We start from the raw sequence: 15,550 nt of genomic DNA, 5'->3' as shown, positions 1-15,550 counted from the left end.
GCGGCAGGCAGTGTGGCTGGCTGTTGAAAGGATGATTGAGATTATAAATACGAATCTATCGCATTTGCAATAAATCATTCCTGCCGACAGGGGGAAGGTGACACCTGCCTCTGGCGGGTTGCCGATACCCCGGGCTCACCCTCTGCCCGATGGGGCCCCGTCCTGCCCCTCCAGCAGCGCAGGTGCGGCCTCTGCCAGCGTGGCGCAGCCGGTCAGCGCCATGGCGACTTCCAGCTCGTCGCGCAGCAGGCGCAGCACGTGGGCCACGCCCGCCGCCCCTGCATTGGCCAGGCCCCACACGGCAGGGCGACCCACCAGCACGGCCGATGCGCCCAGCGCCATGGCCTTGAGCACGTCGGTGCCGCGCCGGATGCCGCCGTCCACCAGCACCGGTACCGCGCCGCCCACGGCCTGCACCACGCGAGGCAGGGCGGTGGCGGTGGCGGGGGCCGAGTCGAGCGTGCGCCCGCCGTGGTTGGACACGATGAGGCCCGCCGCGCCCACCGACACGGCCTGGCGCGCGTCGGCGGGGTGCAGCACGCCCTTGAGCAGCACTGGCAGCCGGGTGATGGACTGCAGCCACGCTATGTCGTCCCACGTGGGCGCATGGTGGAGCAGGCCGTCGAACAATGCGCTCTGGCCGGGGCTCAAGGGGGAAGAGACGGGTGCCTGCAGGCCCGCCAGGTTGACCGGGCCCACGCCGGGCGGCAGCCGAAAGCCCGCGCGCCGCTCCCGGTCGCGCACGCCGCTGGTGGGGGCGTCCACCGTGAGCACCAGGGCCTCGTAGCCGGCCGCTTCGGCGCGCTGCACCAGCGCCTGGGTGAAGCCCCGGTCCGGCTGCAGGTAGAGCTGAAACCACAGCGGGCCGCGCCCCGGGTCCGGCAGCACGGCCTGGGCCACGCTCTCCAGCGACACGCTGGCCTGGGTGCTAAGCACCACGCCCGCGCCCAGCGCCGCTGCGGCGTAGGCCATGGCCAGTTCGCCATCGGGGTGCGCCAGGCGCTGGAAGGCCACGGGGGCGAGCAGGATGGGGTGCGCCAGCGTGCGGCCCAGCAGCGGCACGCGGGTGTGCCCACCCGCCAGCGACCGCAGCACGCGGGGCCACAGGGGCAGGGCGTCCCAGGCGCTGCGGTTGGCGCGCAGGCTGATCTCGTCGGCTGCGCCGCCGCTGAAGTAGGCCCAGGCGTTGTCGTCCAGCTGCGTGCGCGCGTGCTGCTCGTGGTCGGCCAGGGTGACCAGGCCCGGGGGGATGGTGTGGCGTGCAGGAAGTTGGGGCATACAAACAAAAATAGCACCTAGCGCTAGTGGATCATGCGCTGGATGCTATAAAAATAATAGTATTGTGCCGGTCATCTCATACCCAAGGTCGCTGCCGTGGGAGAGGGGGCCTGCGGTGCCTCACACATCGGCCCACATGCGCAGCAGGTTGTGGTACGTGCCCGACAGCGCGATGGCCGACGGGTCGGTGTCGCCGTGCGTCTGGCGCAGCTTGAGCAGGGCCATGTCCATGTCGAACAGCAACTGCCGCTGCTCCAGTCCGCGCACCATGCTTTCCACCCAGAAGAAGCTGCTCACGCGGTGGCCGCGTGTGACCGGCGCGACTTGGTGCACGGTGCTGCTGGGGTACAGGATCATGTCGCCCGCTGGCAGCTTGATGCGCTTCTCGCCCAGGGCTTCCGCAATCACCAGTTCGCCGCCGTCGTAGTCGCCGGGTGGCGTGAGGAACAGCGTGCACGACAGGTCGCTGCGTACCCAGCAGTTGTCGGCGCGCGAGTGCATGACGGCGCTGTCCACATGGTTGCCATAGTAGTTGGCGCCATCACCGTACTTGTTGAACAGCGGGTTGTAGATGCGGCGCGGCAGCGCGGCCGAAAAGAAGAGGGCGTTGCGATTCAACGCGGCCTTGACCAAACCCTGGAGCTGCGCGGACAGCTCGCTGGACTGTGCCAGTTGCAGGTTGTTTTTCTGGTGCACCGCCTGGCCGCCCGCGCTGCGGGCGCCGTCCACCCAGAGGGCGTCGGCTGCCCAGAGCTTTTGCCGGAAGAACGCGACCTCGTCGGCGGTGAGAACGTCTTGGATGTGCAGGAACATGGAGCCATTGTGAACCGGCCCCGGGCAGTGCCGGGGCCGGTTCATTCGAGGGACTTCAGAGGTGCGTCAGAAGCGTGTCTTCAGCGTCAGCTGCACGGCGCGGGGCGCGCCGGGCGTGTAGAAGCCGCGGTACAGGCCTTCGGCATACGTGCGGTCGAACAGATTGCTCACGTTCAGCTTCAGCGAGGTCTTGTCGTCAAACGCGTACTCGGCCATGGCGTCCACCACCGCAAAGCCGCTGGCGTACACGGCGCGCGAGCCCTCGGGGTTCTGCTTGGCGCGGTACGTCAGGCCGGCGCCCACACGCAGCTTGGAGGTGACGGCGTAGGTGCTCCACACGCTGCCGCTGTGCTTGGGCGTGAGGCCGGGGCGGTCACCCTGCACCTGTGCGCCGCCGCCATTGGAGGCCAGCACCACGTTGCTCTTGTCGATCTTGGCTGACGGGATCCAGGTGTGGTTGAAGAACAGTTCCCACTTCGGTGTCAGGCGGCCCGCCAGGTTGAACTCCATGCCGGTGGCATGGCGCTTGCCCGAGAGCAGTTCCTGCGCAGCAGCGGTGTCGGGGTCGGTGTTGCGCTCGTTGTATTTCTGGCTGTAGAAGGCGGCCACACCCAGCAGGGCGCGGCGCTCGAACAGCTCAAACTTGCCACCGACTTCGATGTTGCGGCTCTTTTCTGGGTCGGTGTTGGCGGCGCGCGCCGTGGTGGTGCCAGGGTTGCCAAACTGGTAGGTGTCGCCCGAGGTGTTGTACGAAGTACCGTACGACACGTAGTACGAGGTCAGCTCGTCAGGCTGGAAGATCAGGCCCAGGCGGGGGCTGAACAGGCTGTCGGAGCGGGAGTTGCTCAGGCTGCCAGCGGCGTTGTGGTACGCGGCGCGGAAGTTGTCGTAGCGCAGGCCTCCGACGAGCTTGAGCGTCTCGGTCAGCGACACGGTGTCCTGGAAGTACAGGCCCAGGTTGCGCGATGTGAAGGTGTTCCACTGCACCGGCGCACGGCCGTCGGCCACCCAGGCGCCATCGTTGGGCGTGCCCACGGTGGTGGTGGGGCGTGTGGTGGTGTTGGCGTAGTTCTGGTTGCGCTTGGCGTCGTCGTCGTAATAGTCCACGCCGGTCAGCACGGCGTGCTTGCGGCCACCCCAAGTGTAGGTGTTGTTGTAATCGCTTTGCACCTGCAGCACGTTGCTTTCGCCCACACGGCCCTTGGAGCCACGGGTCAGCACAGTGTTGCTGTTGATCTGGTCCAGCGTGATGGCGCTGTTCTGGAAGCCTATGGTGCTGGCCAACAGGTCGCGTTCGTACTTGCCGTAGCGCAGGCGGGTGGTCAGCTCGCCGTTGTCGTCAAAGCGGTGGATGTGGCCCAGCGTGACGTATTGCGAGGTGGTGTCGTTGTGGTCGCTGGCCAGGCCGTAGTACTTGCCGGCTTCCAGCGGCATGTTGATCTTGCCGTCGGCCGAGAGGCGCCAGGGGTGGTTGTAGAGGGGGCGGCCCTTGGATTCGAGGTAGTACAGGCCGATGGAGAACTCATCGCGCGTGCCGATGCCCCAGGCAAACGTGGGCGCGATGCCGCGCTTGTCCTGCTTGGCGCCGTAGTTGTCGTACTCCTGCACCATCGCGTTCAGGCGGAAGGCCGCGTTTTCGCCCGTCACCCAGTTGAAGTCGCCGGTGGCGCGGTGGTACTTGCCGGTGCCCAGCGTGTAGGCTGCTTCGTGCTGGTCGATCAGCAGCGGGTACTTGTTGACCTGGTTGACCACGCCGCCGGTCGAGCCCTTGCCGAACAGCATGGAGGCCGAGCCCTTGAGCACTTCGATACGGTCGTTGTTGAAGGTGTCGCGCTCGATCAGCGGGGCGTCCTTCATGCCGTCCACATAGATGTCGCCCGCCAGGCCCAGTGAGAAGCCGCGCAGGCGCACATCTTCTTCACCGGTCTCGCCGGACTGGAAGGTCACGCCCGCCGTGGTGCGCAGCACTTCGCGGAAGTCGTCCTGGTTGCGGTCGTTCATCAGCTTTTCGGTGAACACCGTCACGGACTGGGGGATGTCCTTGATGTCCTGCTTGCCCTTGCCCACGGTGGTCTTCTTGATGAGCAGGGTGTCCTTGCCCTGGACTTCGGCGGTTTCCTTCACCGTCACGGTAGACAAGGTGGTTTCTGGCGTGCTGGTCTGTGCCATGGCGCCCATCGAGGCAGCCAGCATCAGCGCGCCCAGCGGCAGCAGGGCCCTGTCGGACTGTGCGGCTTGCGAGGGCACAGCAGTGGGAGAAACAACAAATGCGGGAGAAGAACGCAGCATGCCGCTGCGGCGCTGGGCGCGAGATTTAGCCAAGAGGGCCTCCGTCAATAGGGGTGTGCAGGTGGCGCGCAGGGGCACCAAGAGCAGGCGAGAGGCAGTGGCTAGATCAACATGGCTGTGCGTCGTCGTGCAGCTTTATGTTACATCAAATGCGGGTCATTCTCATTTGCATTGATGCGAGCGCGCCACACTTCGGCAGGGTAGGGGCGTAAAAAAACCGGCAGAGCCGGTTCTTTTAGGGGTGCGACGCGGGTCGCAAAGCGCCAGGGCTTACTTGACGTGCTTGCCGATCAGGCCAGCCAGTTCAAACATGGAGACCTGGGGCTTGCCGAACAGCTCCTTGAGCTTGGCATCGGCGTTGATGTTGCGCTTGTTGGTGGCGTCCTGCAGGTTGTTGGCCTTGATGTAGACCCACAGCTTGCTGATGATCTCCGTGCGCGGCAGAGGTGCCGAGCCCACCACAGCGGCCAGCGCGGGGCTGGGCGTGAGCGCCTTCATGAATGCGGCGTTGGGGGTCCGCTTCTTGGCGGGTGCAGCGGCCTTCTTGGCTGCTGGGGCTGTGGTTGCCGGAGCTTTTTTTGCAGTTGCCATGTTGGGTTGTCCTTGTTGGGAATGAATTTTTACCAGCGAAAACGACGCTTTCCCACTGGCAGGCTGATGCTAATGGGAAAAAAACGCGTTTCCAAGGGAGAAACGGCTTTTTTTGCCTCGATTTGTAGCGGTGGCGCCGCGCAGCGTGCAGCAATGGGCCGCCAAGGCGCGCCAGGCTTGACAAAGGCGCCGTCGATGGACGGGTTTCAGGTGCAATGCGTGGGAGAACGTTCGGGGGGCTGCGATAGCTTCGCGACGGGAGTGACCGTGGCTGCATGACAATCCTTCAAAACCGATTTGCCGCAGAACGAACGCGATGCGCCTGCTGTTGGGTGCACCCATGGGCCGGTCGTTAGGTGTCTGGCGTGCTTGTATGTGCACCTGCCACTGTGGCAGGCTGGACTATGGACCTGTCTGGTTGACTGAAATGAAAGGATCTTGGAATGGCTGCAGCTTCGCTTCCCTCCCTCTCGGCGTTTGCCACCTGCGACTTTTGTGACGTCCACAAGGGCGACATCAGCGGCGCGTTCCGCGTGCTGCCCCCGGTGTTCCAGCACTTCGGTGGCGTTGCCTCGTTCGCTGGCCCCGTCGCCACCGTCAAATGCCACGAGGACAACACCCAGGTGAAGGCGGCCGTCGAGTCTCCCGGCGAGGGTCGGGTGCTGGTGGTGGATGGCGGCGGTTCGCTGCGCCGGGCCCTGGTGGGCGGCAACCTCGCGGCGGCAGCGGCCCGCAATGGTTGGGCCGGTATTGTGGTGGACGGCTGCGTGCGCGACGTGGCCGAGCTGAACGCAGAAGCCGTGGGCATCCGCGCCCTGGCGCTGATGCCCTTGCCCACCGAGCGCCGTGGCGAGGGGCAGCGCGACGTGACTGTGTTGATTCAGGGCGTGCCTGTGCGCCCTGGCGACTGGCTGTATGCCGATGCCGATGGCATCGTGGTCAGTGCGCAGCCCCTGCACGGCTGAACCCGGCCTTCTCTCGCCCCATCGAGTCTCCATGGCGAGCCGCTGAGAGGTGGTTGGCGGGGCGGCAGGTCAGCCGGCGTTGCCACGCCGCCGCCCCACGCGCACTGCCGCGCGCGAGGGCAGGGTGGCCAGCAACACGCTGGCCAGGGCGATGGCAAAGGCAACCAGTTGCATGCCCGTCAATGCCTCGCCCAAAAACAGCACGCCCACCAGCGCTGCACTCACGGGCAGCATGACCGAGAAGACGCCGCCCTGCGCTGCGGGCACGGCCTTGAGTCCGGTCATCCACAACCACACGGTCCACATGCAGGCCGCTAGTGCATAGAACAGCAGCAGGAGCCAGGTGCCCCAGCCCACCGAGGCAAACGGAAAGTCCAGCGCCAGATACAGGCCGAACGGTGTCGTCAGCACAAAGCCCCACAGGTTGATGAGCGAGGTGATGCGCTTGGGCCCCAGGCTACCGGTGAGCTTCTTGCCGATCACCGTGTAGGCGGCCTCACAAATCACCGCCCCCAGCAGCAGAATTTGGCCCCACCAGGCCTGGTTTTCAGTGTTTTTGGCTCCCAGTGCCGGTTCCATATGCGCCGCGTGCTCTGGTTTTGATAGCGAAAACAGGGCGATGCCCACCACTGCGCAAAGCACTGCCATCCAGGTGCGGGGCGCCACCCGCTCCCCTAAAAATGCCCAGCCCATCAACGCCACAGCCGCGGGAATGGCCGCCATGGTGACGCCTGCTGAAACCGCATCGGTCAGGCTCACGCCATAGATCATGCAGATGGTGAACAGAAAGTTGCCCAGAAAGGACTCCAGGAACAGCAGCCGTCGGGTCTGCGGTGTCAGTGGCGGCTCGTTGTCGGGCTTCTTGAGCCAGTGCAGCATGGCGATGCCCCCGATGCCAAAGCGCATCCAGGCGAGCAAGAGAACGGGCAGCACGGCCGCCAGCGGTTTGGACAGCGCCACATAGCTGCCCACCAGCGACATGCTGAGGGCTAGGCACAGATAGGCGAAAGGGCGGCTGGGCGGGGGCGTATTCACTAGACTGGGACGCTGTTCAAACAAAAAAGACTGCGCATCATGCCCGAGCCTTCTTTGCCAGCGGCCGTCCCGCGCCATGTGTTTGTGTACGGCACCTTGCGCCGTGGTGGGTCGAACGACATCACGCGCTTGTTGCCTGCACCGCGCTGGGTGGGGTTTGCGCAAGTTGCAGGGATGCTGTTCCACCTGGGGGCTTACCCCGGCATGACCCTGGGTGGCGACCGGCCGGTGCATGGCGAGGTGTACGCCATCGAGCCTGCGCTGGAGGTGGTGCTGGATGTTATTGAAGGACTGGGCGGGGATCACCCGACCGATGAGTACTGCAAGCGCGAAATTGTGGTGACGGTGGAGGGCCAAGCGCTGTCTTGTCTGGTGTACGAGATCCATCCCCGATATGCGCAGGGCGCACGCCGGATCGAGCACGGTGACTGGCTCAGGGCAGTTGGCGCTACACCCGCCTGAATTCTCACAATACGAAAGTTAAATTTCTTTATGTGGAATGCGATAGATGTTGCATTGCCGCAATTTTTCTCGATATGAGAAATCAATTTCTGTATTGAGAAATCGCGTGCTTAAGTGGTTGTTTTGAAAGAAGAAAATTTATCTCTTCTATAAGACATAAGAGCTTGCGCAAGTCTTATAGAAGACTTAAAGTTGTCTTCAAGGGCGGCACACAGCAGCCCGGCGTTTTCAACCAACCCCTGGAGTGATCTCATGCCCCAATCTCTCAACGAACAACTGAGCCGCGAACAGCAAATTGCCGCCCTGGAAAAAGACTGGGCACAGAACCCCCGCTGGAAGGGTGTGAAGCGCGGCTACTCCGCTGCCGACGTGGTGCGCCTGCGCGGCTCGTTGCCCATCGAGCACACCCTGGCCAAACGCGGCGCTGAAAAGCTGTGGGACAAGATCAACGGCGGCGCCAAGAAGGGCTACGTCAACGCCTTCGGCGCCATCTCTGCCGGTCAGGCCATGCAGCAAGCCAAGGCTGGCCTCGAAGCCGTGTACCTGTCGGGCTGGCAAGTCGCCGCCGACGGCAACACCAGCGAAACCATGTACCCCGACCAGTCGCTGTACGCCTACGACTCGGTGCCCACCATGGTCCGCCGCATCAACAACACCTTCAAGCGCGCTGACGAAATCCAGTGGGGTCGTGGCATCAACCCCGGCGACAAGGAATTCATCGACTACTTTCTGCCTATCGTGGCTGACGCAGAAGCTGGTTTCGGCGGCGTGCTGAACGCGTTCGAGCTGATGAAGAACATGATCGCTTCGGGCGCTGCCGGTGTTCACTTCGAAGACCAACTGGCTGCCGTGAAGAAGTGCGGTCACATGGGTGGCAAGGTGCTGGTGCCTACGCAAGAAGCCTGCGAAAAACTGATCTCCGCACGTTTCGCTGCCGACGTGATGGGCGTGTCCACCATCGTGCTGGCCCGCACCGATGCCGAAGCCGCCAACCTGATCACGTCCGACCACGACGCCAACGACAAGCCTTTCCTGACCGGCGAGCGCACGCAAGAAGGCTTCTACCGCGTGAAGAACGGCCTGGAGCAAGCCATCAGCCGTGGCGTGGCCTACGCTCCTTACGCCGATCTGGTGTGGTGCGAAACCGGCGTGCCAGACATCGGATTTGCTCGTGAATTCGCTCAGGCCGTGCACGCTGCGTGCCCCGGCAAGCTGCTGTCCTACAACTGCTCGCCATCGTTTAACTGGAAGAAGAACCTGAACGACAAGCAGATCGCATCGTTCCAGGAAGACCTGTCCGCTCTGGGCTACAAGTACCAGTTCATCACGCTGGCCGGCATCCACATCAACTGGTTCAACACCTTCCAGTTCGCCCATGCATACGCTCAGGGCGAAGGCATGAAGCACTACACCGAAATGGTGCAAGAGCCAGAATTCGCAGCACGCGAAAAGGGCTACACCTTCGTGTCGCACCAGCAGGAAGTGGGCGCGGGCTACTTCGACGACGTGACCACGGTGATCCAGGGCGGCTCGTCTTCTGTGAAGGCCCTGACGGGTTCGACCGAAGAAGAGCAGTTCCACTGATCTGAGCGGGACCTTGGCGCTCAGTAGGGCGCTGAGGTTGGGTCAGTGAAAAACCACCTGATGCTTCGGTATCACGGTGGTTTTTTGTTTAATAGCTGGATTCCGCCAATTGCTGCTCCTAACAGGCTACTGACTAGTACTTCAGCATCCTGTCAAGCAATCTCGACTTAAAGTCGCCCGGCTCCTGATAAACCGCTACTCGCTTGAACATGGGTGATTAGCGATTTGGCTATTACCTCTCCCAGGCGCACGGGTACGGCATTGCCGATAAGTCGGCCCATGCTGCTGAATTTGATTTTCCCCCCCTCAGGCACGAACGAGTAGTCTGCTGGAAAAGTCTGCAGCATGGCTGCCTCCCTGAGCGAGATGGCACGATGCTGCTCGGGGTGTCCAAAACGGCCATTGCCATACCCGAAGCACTGGGTGGTCATAGTCGGCCCGGGCTGGTCCCATTCCATGCGTCCGTAGACACTGGGATAGGTAGCACCGCTTGCCTTGCGATGACATGCAGCTTGCAGTTGTTCGGGCCAGTCGCGCCATGTACCCCCGGGGCGCGAGGCCTTAATTCGAGCAAAGTTCAGTGAAGTAAGAGAAGCTGAGACGTGGAGCGGATCAGCCGGGTCTTGCTCACCGGCGGCAATCGGACGGAGACCCCCAATGGTCTCTCTCACGCTAACTTTCGCCAAGCCATCTGTGTGCAACCGCAACTCACTGTCTCCCAACCGAGAAGCCAGAAAAACCAGTCGCCTTCTGGTTTGGGGCACGCCGAGTGAAGAGCACTCCACGACGCTCCACCACTTTTTGTATCCACGCAAGCTGCCTACAAAGCGTTCAAAAACGTCGTGCTCGAGAAGTTGAGGAACGTTCTCCATCGTCACAAGCTCTGGCCGAACCTGATTGACAAGGCGACCGAACGCCAAAACCAGTGGCCATTGTTTGTCATAGTCTGCATTCCGACCACTTCGACTGTATTTCGAAAACGGCTGGCAAGGCGCACAGCCTGCGAGTAAACGCAAATCGGCATTCCCGAAAAGTGAACTCAAATCGACCGCCTTAAGACTTGCTACATCCCGTTCAATAAATTTTGCCGCATTATTTGCTTCATACGGGTAACTGCAGGTGTTGTCGATGTCCACCCCTGCCGCGACGTGCACACCGCCACGGACGAGTCCATGAGTGAGCCCACCAACGCCGCAAAACAGGTCCACGCCGACAATGCGAGGTTGGAACTCAGAGAGTTTTCTATACAAGCTAATCACCCTGGGCGCCGCTCGGGCACGAGAAACTCAAACCCGTCAATATAGGCCACGAATCGAGCAACCACTTCTCGCAAGTAGCTCACTGTTTTTTCCTTCAAATCAACTAACTGGTCTACTGAAACATCTTCAGCGCACTGCGCGAACGATATGGAGCCATGCGCAAGGCGGTTTCGCAGGTCTTTCACCAATGCAAGAGCGCCGAGATCGTCCTTAATGCGACGCTTGATACCGCGGTAGGCTTCAGGGCTCACAGTTAGCTGAAACCCGAGTCGAAGGCTGATCGCCTCAATGGCGTCATCATCCCAATTACCGCCACCACCCTTTTCGACAGAAAAACCCGCGAGTGGGAGTGCATTGACAAGACGCCCGCATAGATCCAACGCACTTGCGAGGCGATGGTCAGGCGTCAGTTCTACATGGGTCCGAGCTACAACTCGAACCCACTCTTTTCGCAGTGCATCACACAGATCGCCCGGAACCCAAATGCCAGCGTTCGTGGCAGCCTGTCCCACCGCGTCAATACACCGCGTCATAGTCGACTCGACCAAGTTGTAGAGCTGAAGATAGACACCCGAGTAAAGAATCTTTTGTTGCTGTGCGGTGATTGGATACTCCGCGCCTTCAAGTCGTGGTGGGCCTTCCCTCGCACGCTGTTCCACGACTTTCAGAAAGTCGAGATAGGCCTCAACTTCGGACAATCGCTCTTCAAATGTGTTGATCAACTCCATTTCACTGGCCTAGCAACCTTACTTTGACAAAGTTCATGCGATGCAGAAGTCGTGAGCGAGCATTAGCACCGTCTGACCCAATGACTTGACTGAATTCTTTGCTTGTCAACCAAGCGTTTACATCCGGTACGTCTTTAGCTGACAGAGCGGGAATTGCCTCTAGAGCCAACTTCGAACCAATAGCAATTGCTTCAAAGCGAGTGCGGGGTGTCGCGATTCCCTTCAAATTTCGCCTGAATCCATAGGGGAAAACGGACGCTACAAACGCCATCGTCTTGCTAAAAGACTCGCGGTACGTGGCCGCCAAGGTAGCATCAGCGTTGAATCGCTCGTTCATCGCTTTAACGTAGTTGAAAATAAATTCGGAAGGGCGGTCTTTATATCCTTCTAATCCATCGCCATACGCAAAAAAACGGGCAATCAACTCTTCACGCTCTCGTTCGTTTGCCTCCTTGCGAGATACGGGGGCAAGCTTGGAAAAATCATCATTCTGTGATAGCTCAATAATCAAGTCCATGAAGGCGCCCGCAAGTGCGCCCCTACGGACTTCTGCCTTGTTTGCAATCTTGCTTCCAGTATTTATTCGATCGAACATGTCGAATCTCGCCTGTTCATCGGCGTGTTCGTTCAAAACAATTCCACGTATGGAGCGATTGTTGATCTTGCGCCTACGTGCGTCCGACAAGTCTGAGAATTTGAACTGGGACAAGGCGGTGAGGCCATCGAGTTCGCCTAAGCGAAAGTCGCCAAGAACAAATTCTTCAATAGCCCTTAGTCGCTGAGATCCATCGACGATCTCAAGTTTTCCATCAGGCATCTCCCAAAAGAATAGGAATGGAACAGGAAGGCCGATAATCAAAGACTCAATAAATCGTGATTTTCGGTCGTCCTCCCATGTGTAAGCGCGCTGATAAGACGGCACTACAAACTCGTTCTCGCGCATCTTCTTCGCGAGCATCTCTACTGAGTATTCGGTCAGATAGAACTCAATGCGCTTGGATAGCTCGACAATCTGAGCTTCCGCCGCATCAATCTCCTCTGCAGTCTTGTCAGGAACATCAATTTGCTTGTGTTTGGTTGCCATGTCTCTCGCCGATCGCATTAGCTTTTTTGTCGCTGTGTTGAATGTTCCGCCATGCCAAGTCCCACCAGGCGGCGCACAGCCTCCGGTCTGGTTGGCAAATCTGGCTGCCGCTTCCTCCAGTGATCGACAGCGTCGAGCAAGTCGGCCTGAAACCGTGTACCTACCAGTGTTCCGGTGGTTGTTGCACGCCTTTTTGGCGGGCTTTTCTGCAGATCGGTTTGTGTTTTCACGTTAACACGATACCACGTCGCGAGAGGGCGATCGCTTTAGATGCCTAGACCTGATGTTTAGTTGGTTACGGGCGTTGCTGGCCCGAACTGGCTGTCGGCTTTTGACCCATGGGGCTCACTCGTTCCGGGTTGCCGTAGGTCAGCAACCTGCTCCTAGCTGATCCTAGGCGGACCTAGATGAGTTGCTGCTCTTGGTCGAGGACGGTTCTTCAGTGATCTATGTCAAACCCTACAGCCACCGGGCGGCCAAGTTAGCTTTTGCTGGTTTGCTGACTGAGTGGCGAGTTCCTTAAGCTACAGCGACGGCGATTCAGTACCGGTTGACATGCCGCTGATCTTCATGCGTCGCTCGACTTCCTTGATCAGGTCCGACGGCAATGTATCCAGTGCCTCGCAGAGCTTGAACACCATCCGGACACTGGGACTGTTCTTGCCCAGTTCGATCAACGAGATGTAGTTGCGATCGACATCCGCGCGCAGTGCCAAGTCAGTTTGACTCCACTTGCGTCGTGTTCGCAGGCTCCTGAGTGCCTGTCCAAATGCCTGATCTGGTTCCACCATCTGTGCTCAATAAGTTGAGCAAGGGTGGGGCAGCACGCCATCTGATTTGCTGCATATATACGGCAAAATTCATTGCAAACTTTTTCTCACCGTGCAGATTTCTTTCACTCCTCACTTCTAGGAGGACCCCCAGAGCATCCCAGTCCCTTCCCGCAAAGGCGGCCACAGATCCAACTCATCCCCTAAAACCATCGATTCACACCCATGCAATTCGTGAACCCCATCGTTTCCGTCACCCTCATTGCTGCCTTCTCCCTCACCGGCTGCTCCGGCCCCAGCAGCGAAGAACTCGCTCGCATCAAATCCGAATGCGCCAGCTTCCACAAACAAGAGCGCGCCAAGTTCGGTGCCGTCGTCAAACCCATCGACCACTGGACCAAGGATGGCCACATCGTCGTGGAACTGTCTGAAAAGGCCAGCGAAGACGCGAGCAAGTACACCAGCCACCTGTGCGTGTACGACAAGGACAAGGGAAGCATTGCGTTGCCCAGCGTGTTCGAGCGGTCTCGCTGGAGCAAGTAGTCACCAACCAGTATCCTCAACCAACATCCACCATCAATTTCAGGAGGGAGTCCATGGAATACGAATACAAGGTAATCGACGTGGCCGACGGTGCCATCAGCTCAGCCCTGCTGGGCGAAGGCCGCATCGAAACCGGCGTGCTGGAGGCCTACATCAACGCCATGGCCTCCGAAGGCTGGCGCATGGTGTTCATGACCAAGGTAATGCAGCGCCACCTGCTGGTGTCCGACCGAGAAACCCTCATGGTCACCTTCGAGCGCCGCGTCCCGGAATCCGAGAGAGCCGCCCGTGCCGCCCGCTGCATTGATGACGTCATAGCTGCCGAAGAGCAAGCCAAGCGGGTAGGGCGCAAGGCCGTCGCTGGTGCTGCAGGCGCAGTCCTGGGTGGCGCCGTCCTGCATGCCATCGCCGACCACCTGCAAGAGGGCGAGTAGTCGTCTGGATCGTCAACATCCCATTCATAAGGAGACCTATGGACTTGAACGAACGACTGGCAGCCCGCAGAAAAGAACTCGCCGACGAAGCATATAGAGCCCGCAGGGAGGCAGATAGGTTGCGCCAGGCTGAACTTGAAGCAGCCCGCCAGGCTGCGCAGGCCAAGGCTGCAGCGGAACCACCATTGCCCGACCCCATGACCTTGCAGACACCCGCAAAGAAAGCAGTGGACATAGATGAGGGGGTGGAGTTGCTCAAGGATGCCATCGAACGCACCACCAAGAAGCAAGTTGCCATCTTCTGTGCAATGGCTGTGCTCGCTCTGATCGGGCTGAGCAAAGACATCCTGATGGCGGTCTTCTGGGCTGTGTGTGCACTCGGGTACATCGCATTCACGCTCGGAGCCCACATCGAGGACATCAAAAAGTCCAGCATGCCGGAATAAACGCCAACCCCGCCACAGCTCCCCCTGCAACCGAAAGACCCGGGGACGCTAAAGCAGAGAAATACCCTCTAGGAAATCGACCAACTCAACTCGTGATGTATCGCACCCCACCGGGCGCCCCTGGAGCAATCCTCGGGCGCTTTTTCTTTGTCTGACCACTTCATCAAAAGGAAAGCTGCCTATGCAAACCTACCGAGACCACGATGCCTTGAACCGACTGGCAAGTACCGAGAATGCCCTGGGCCTTCACACCCTGGTGGCGGAACGGCTGGCAGAAGAAGCCTTCACTGAAATAGACGACTGGGCATCGCTGCTGCATGTCGTGGTGATGGACCCGGAAGACACCCTACAGGCTCTGGAGCAGCAACTGGGCTTCACCGTCCTTCACAACCGCTGGAATGGACTGGCGAACGATCACCCCGACTTCACGCCCTCTTGGGATGCCCTGGAGGTGTACGAACACTGGTATGTGCTGACCTTCATCCTGAGCGACGACGGTTTCGGCATTGTGGTGTTCATGCCCCGGGGCATCCCCCATGCACTGGCGGTGCTCTGTGATCGCTATGCCCACGAGGGCCACCCCTGATGACAAAGCAAGCCCCACCGCAACACCTGCTGGAGCCACCTCGCAGCGACCACCAAGCCACCTTCGGGTGGCATTTTTTTGCCCACCCAAAACTGAGAAAAACCGCGTATCTGAAATGAGGAATGTTCCTCGACAACCCATCAAAAGGATCACCAATGACAGATGCCAACCAACCCGATACCACTCCAGAAACCATCACCATCACTACCCTGCGCACCGACCAGTGCCCGTCCTTGTCCGGCCGCTCCACGCTCACCTACGAGCTGGGAAACGACCCCGAAGGCCGTCTGCACCTGCGTGTGACCCACAACACCGGCAAGGGCCACCACAACCCTTCCTGGGTCGCCTATGACGCTGTAGAGCCTTTGTTGATGGCGGCGACCACGCTGTCGGCATCGGCCCTGGCAAAGCTCTTTGCGGGCACCTCGGTGAACACCGCTGGTTTTGTGATGGCGGTTCTCAAGCACCTGGGGGTTCTGCAAGCAGTGACGGACAAGCGGCATGCCTACCAGTACGTGGAAGGAGTCGATTGGAAGGCCCGGCTGCAGGCGCCCAATCCACCCGCCGTTCAGTCCGCCAAAGAGCCCACCACTCAGCCCTCCACCCGTCCTGTGAAGGATGACAAGGCTCGCGGTAAGCGGGCAGGGGCCTCGGCCGCTTTCTAGGCAATCCCTGCGGTACCT

17 protein-coding genes are annotated in these 15,550 nt (G+C 60.3%); 8 read left to right on the top strand and 9 right to left on the bottom strand.

The genetic code is table 11. The features are described 5' to 3' along the window. Positions 1-135: 135 nt before the first annotated feature. From ASD94_RS17720 to ASD94_RS17705, 4 genes are all read right to left on the bottom strand, one after another. Complete coding sequence (locus ASD94_RS17720; protein WP_056645604.1) at positions 136-1,278, bottom strand: alpha-hydroxy acid oxidase; 1,143 nt, start codon at positions 1,276-1,278, stop codon at positions 136-138. A 120-nt stretch (positions 1,279-1,398) separates the two neighbouring features. After that, a complete protein-coding gene (locus tag ASD94_RS17715) occupies positions 1,399-2,091 on the bottom strand; it encodes a Fe2+-dependent dioxygenase (protein ID WP_056645601.1) in 693 nt (230 codons plus the stop codon). A 66-nt stretch (positions 2,092-2,157) separates the two neighbouring features. After that, positions 2,158-4,380, bottom strand: a complete 2,223-nt coding sequence (locus ASD94_RS17710) for a TonB-dependent siderophore receptor (protein ID WP_056645598.1) — start codon at positions 4,378-4,380, stop codon at positions 2,158-2,160. A 270-nt stretch (positions 4,381-4,650) separates the two neighbouring features. Next, complete coding sequence (locus ASD94_RS17705; RefSeq protein WP_015014555.1) at positions 4,651-4,971, bottom strand: SWIB/MDM2 domain-containing protein; 321 nt, start codon at positions 4,969-4,971, stop codon at positions 4,651-4,653. Between the two features lie 443 nt (positions 4,972-5,414). On the opposite strand from ASD94_RS17705, the gene rraA reads away from it, so the two are divergent. Then, positions 5,415-5,936 (top strand): ribonuclease E activity regulator RraA, encoded by a 522-nt coding sequence (gene rraA / locus ASD94_RS17700; protein WP_056645595.1) that lies wholly within the window; start codon positions 5,415-5,417, stop codon positions 5,934-5,936. A 69-nt stretch (positions 5,937-6,005) separates the two neighbouring features. On the opposite strand, the gene ASD94_RS17695 is transcribed toward rraA, so the two are convergent. Further along, entirely contained in the window at positions 6,006-6,917 is a 912-nt protein-coding gene (locus ASD94_RS17695) for a DMT family transporter (protein ID WP_233247317.1), read from the bottom strand. A gap of 93 nt (positions 6,918-7,010) precedes the next feature. Here ASD94_RS17695 and ASD94_RS17690 point away from each other — a divergent pair, with 93 nt between their 5' ends. Further along, positions 7,011-7,433: a gamma-glutamylcyclotransferase gene (locus ASD94_RS17690; protein WP_056645984.1), complete on the top strand. Its 423-nt coding sequence runs from the start codon at positions 7,011-7,013 to the stop codon at positions 7,431-7,433. 252 nt (positions 7,434-7,685) lie between these two features. Beyond that, positions 7,686-9,017: an isocitrate lyase gene (aceA, locus tag ASD94_RS17685; RefSeq protein WP_056645589.1), complete on the top strand. Its 1,332-nt coding sequence runs from the start codon at positions 7,686-7,688 to the stop codon at positions 9,015-9,017. Between the two features lie 167 nt (positions 9,018-9,184). On the opposite strand, the gene ASD94_RS17680 is transcribed toward aceA, so the two are convergent. From ASD94_RS17680 to ASD94_RS17665, 4 genes are all read right to left on the bottom strand, one after another. Then, a complete protein-coding gene (locus ASD94_RS17680) occupies positions 9,185-10,225 on the bottom strand; it encodes a DNA cytosine methyltransferase (protein ID WP_369818073.1) in 1,041 nt (346 codons plus the stop codon). 47 nt (positions 10,226-10,272) lie between these two features. Next, entirely contained in the window at positions 10,273-11,004 is a 732-nt protein-coding gene (locus ASD94_RS17675) for an MAE_28990/MAE_18760 family HEPN-like nuclease (RefSeq protein WP_056645586.1), read from the bottom strand. 1 nt (position 11,005) lies between these two features. Next, entirely contained in the window at positions 11,006-12,088 is a 1,083-nt protein-coding gene (locus ASD94_RS17670; protein ID WP_056645582.1) for a DUF262 domain-containing protein, read from the bottom strand. 524 nt (positions 12,089-12,612) lie between these two features. Further along, entirely contained in the window at positions 12,613-12,879 is a 267-nt protein-coding gene (locus ASD94_RS17665) for a helix-turn-helix domain-containing protein (RefSeq protein ID WP_056645578.1), read from the bottom strand. A 204-nt stretch (positions 12,880-13,083) separates the two neighbouring features. Here ASD94_RS17665 and ASD94_RS17660 point away from each other — a divergent pair, with 204 nt between their 5' ends. From ASD94_RS17660 to ASD94_RS17640, 5 genes are all read left to right on the top strand, one after another. After that, positions 13,084-13,401, top strand: coding sequence for a hypothetical protein (locus ASD94_RS17660; protein ID WP_056645574.1), 318 nt, complete (start codon positions 13,084-13,086; stop codon positions 13,399-13,401). Positions 13,402-13,454: 53 nt separating this feature from the next. Beyond that, positions 13,455-13,835 (top strand): DUF4177 domain-containing protein, encoded by a 381-nt coding sequence (locus tag ASD94_RS17655; RefSeq protein ID WP_056645571.1) that lies wholly within the window; start codon positions 13,455-13,457, stop codon positions 13,833-13,835. A gap of 38 nt (positions 13,836-13,873) precedes the next feature. Then, the gene (locus tag ASD94_RS17650) at positions 13,874-14,281 is read left to right on the top strand and encodes a hypothetical protein (RefSeq protein WP_056645568.1); all 408 of its coding nucleotides are present in this window, start codon (positions 13,874-13,876) and stop codon (positions 14,279-14,281) included. Between the two features lie 181 nt (positions 14,282-14,462). After that, positions 14,463-14,867, top strand: coding sequence for a hypothetical protein (locus ASD94_RS17645; protein ID WP_056645565.1), 405 nt, complete (start codon positions 14,463-14,465; stop codon positions 14,865-14,867). Between the two features lie 155 nt (positions 14,868-15,022). Then, entirely contained in the window at positions 15,023-15,532 is a 510-nt protein-coding gene (locus tag ASD94_RS17640) for a hypothetical protein (RefSeq protein ID WP_056645562.1), read from the top strand. The last annotated feature ends 18 nt before the right edge of the window (positions 15,533-15,550 follow it).

Origin of the sequence: Acidovorax sp. Root70, from assembly GCF_001428225.1 — a bacterium.
Classification (GTDB): Bacteria; Pseudomonadota; Gammaproteobacteria; order Burkholderiales; family Burkholderiaceae_C; genus Acidovorax.
This window is presented reverse-complemented; position numbering and strand designations above follow the sequence as displayed.

Coding starts and splice junctions, on each gene's coding strand:
- ASD94_RS17720 (WP_056645604.1), bottom strand. CDS start 1,278: ATGCCCCAACTTCCTGCACGCCACACCATCCCCCCGGGCCTGGTCACC.
- ASD94_RS17715 (WP_056645601.1), bottom strand. CDS start 2,091: ATGTTCCTGCACATCCAAGACGTTCTCACCGCCGACGAGGTCGCGTTC.
- ASD94_RS17710 (WP_056645598.1), bottom strand. CDS start 4,380: ATGCTGCGTTCTTCTCCCGCATTTGTTGTTTCTCCCACTGCTGTGCCC.
- ASD94_RS17705 (WP_015014555.1), bottom strand. CDS start 4,971: ATGGCAACTGCAAAAAAAGCTCCGGCAACCACAGCCCCAGCAGCCAAG.
- rraA (WP_056645595.1), top strand. CDS start 5,415: ATGGCTGCAGCTTCGCTTCCCTCCCTCTCGGCGTTTGCCACCTGCGAC.
- ASD94_RS17695 (WP_233247317.1), bottom strand. CDS start 6,917: ATGTCGCTGGTGGGCAGCTATGTGGCGCTGTCCAAACCGCTGGCGGCC.
- ASD94_RS17690 (WP_056645984.1), top strand. CDS start 7,011: ATGCCCGAGCCTTCTTTGCCAGCGGCCGTCCCGCGCCATGTGTTTGTG.
- aceA (WP_056645589.1), top strand. CDS start 7,686: ATGCCCCAATCTCTCAACGAACAACTGAGCCGCGAACAGCAAATTGCC.
- ASD94_RS17675 (WP_056645586.1), bottom strand. CDS start 11,004: ATGGAGTTGATCAACACATTTGAAGAGCGATTGTCCGAAGTTGAGGCC.
- ASD94_RS17670 (WP_056645582.1), bottom strand. CDS start 12,088: ATGGCAACCAAACACAAGCAAATTGATGTTCCTGACAAGACTGCAGAG.
- ASD94_RS17665 (WP_056645578.1), bottom strand. CDS start 12,879: ATGGTGGAACCAGATCAGGCATTTGGACAGGCACTCAGGAGCCTGCGA.
- ASD94_RS17660 (WP_056645574.1), top strand. CDS start 13,084: ATGCAATTCGTGAACCCCATCGTTTCCGTCACCCTCATTGCTGCCTTC.
- ASD94_RS17655 (WP_056645571.1), top strand. CDS start 13,455: ATGGAATACGAATACAAGGTAATCGACGTGGCCGACGGTGCCATCAGC.
- ASD94_RS17650 (WP_056645568.1), top strand. CDS start 13,874: ATGGACTTGAACGAACGACTGGCAGCCCGCAGAAAAGAACTCGCCGAC.
- ASD94_RS17645 (WP_056645565.1), top strand. CDS start 14,463: ATGCAAACCTACCGAGACCACGATGCCTTGAACCGACTGGCAAGTACC.
- ASD94_RS17640 (WP_056645562.1), top strand. CDS start 15,023: ATGACAGATGCCAACCAACCCGATACCACTCCAGAAACCATCACCATC.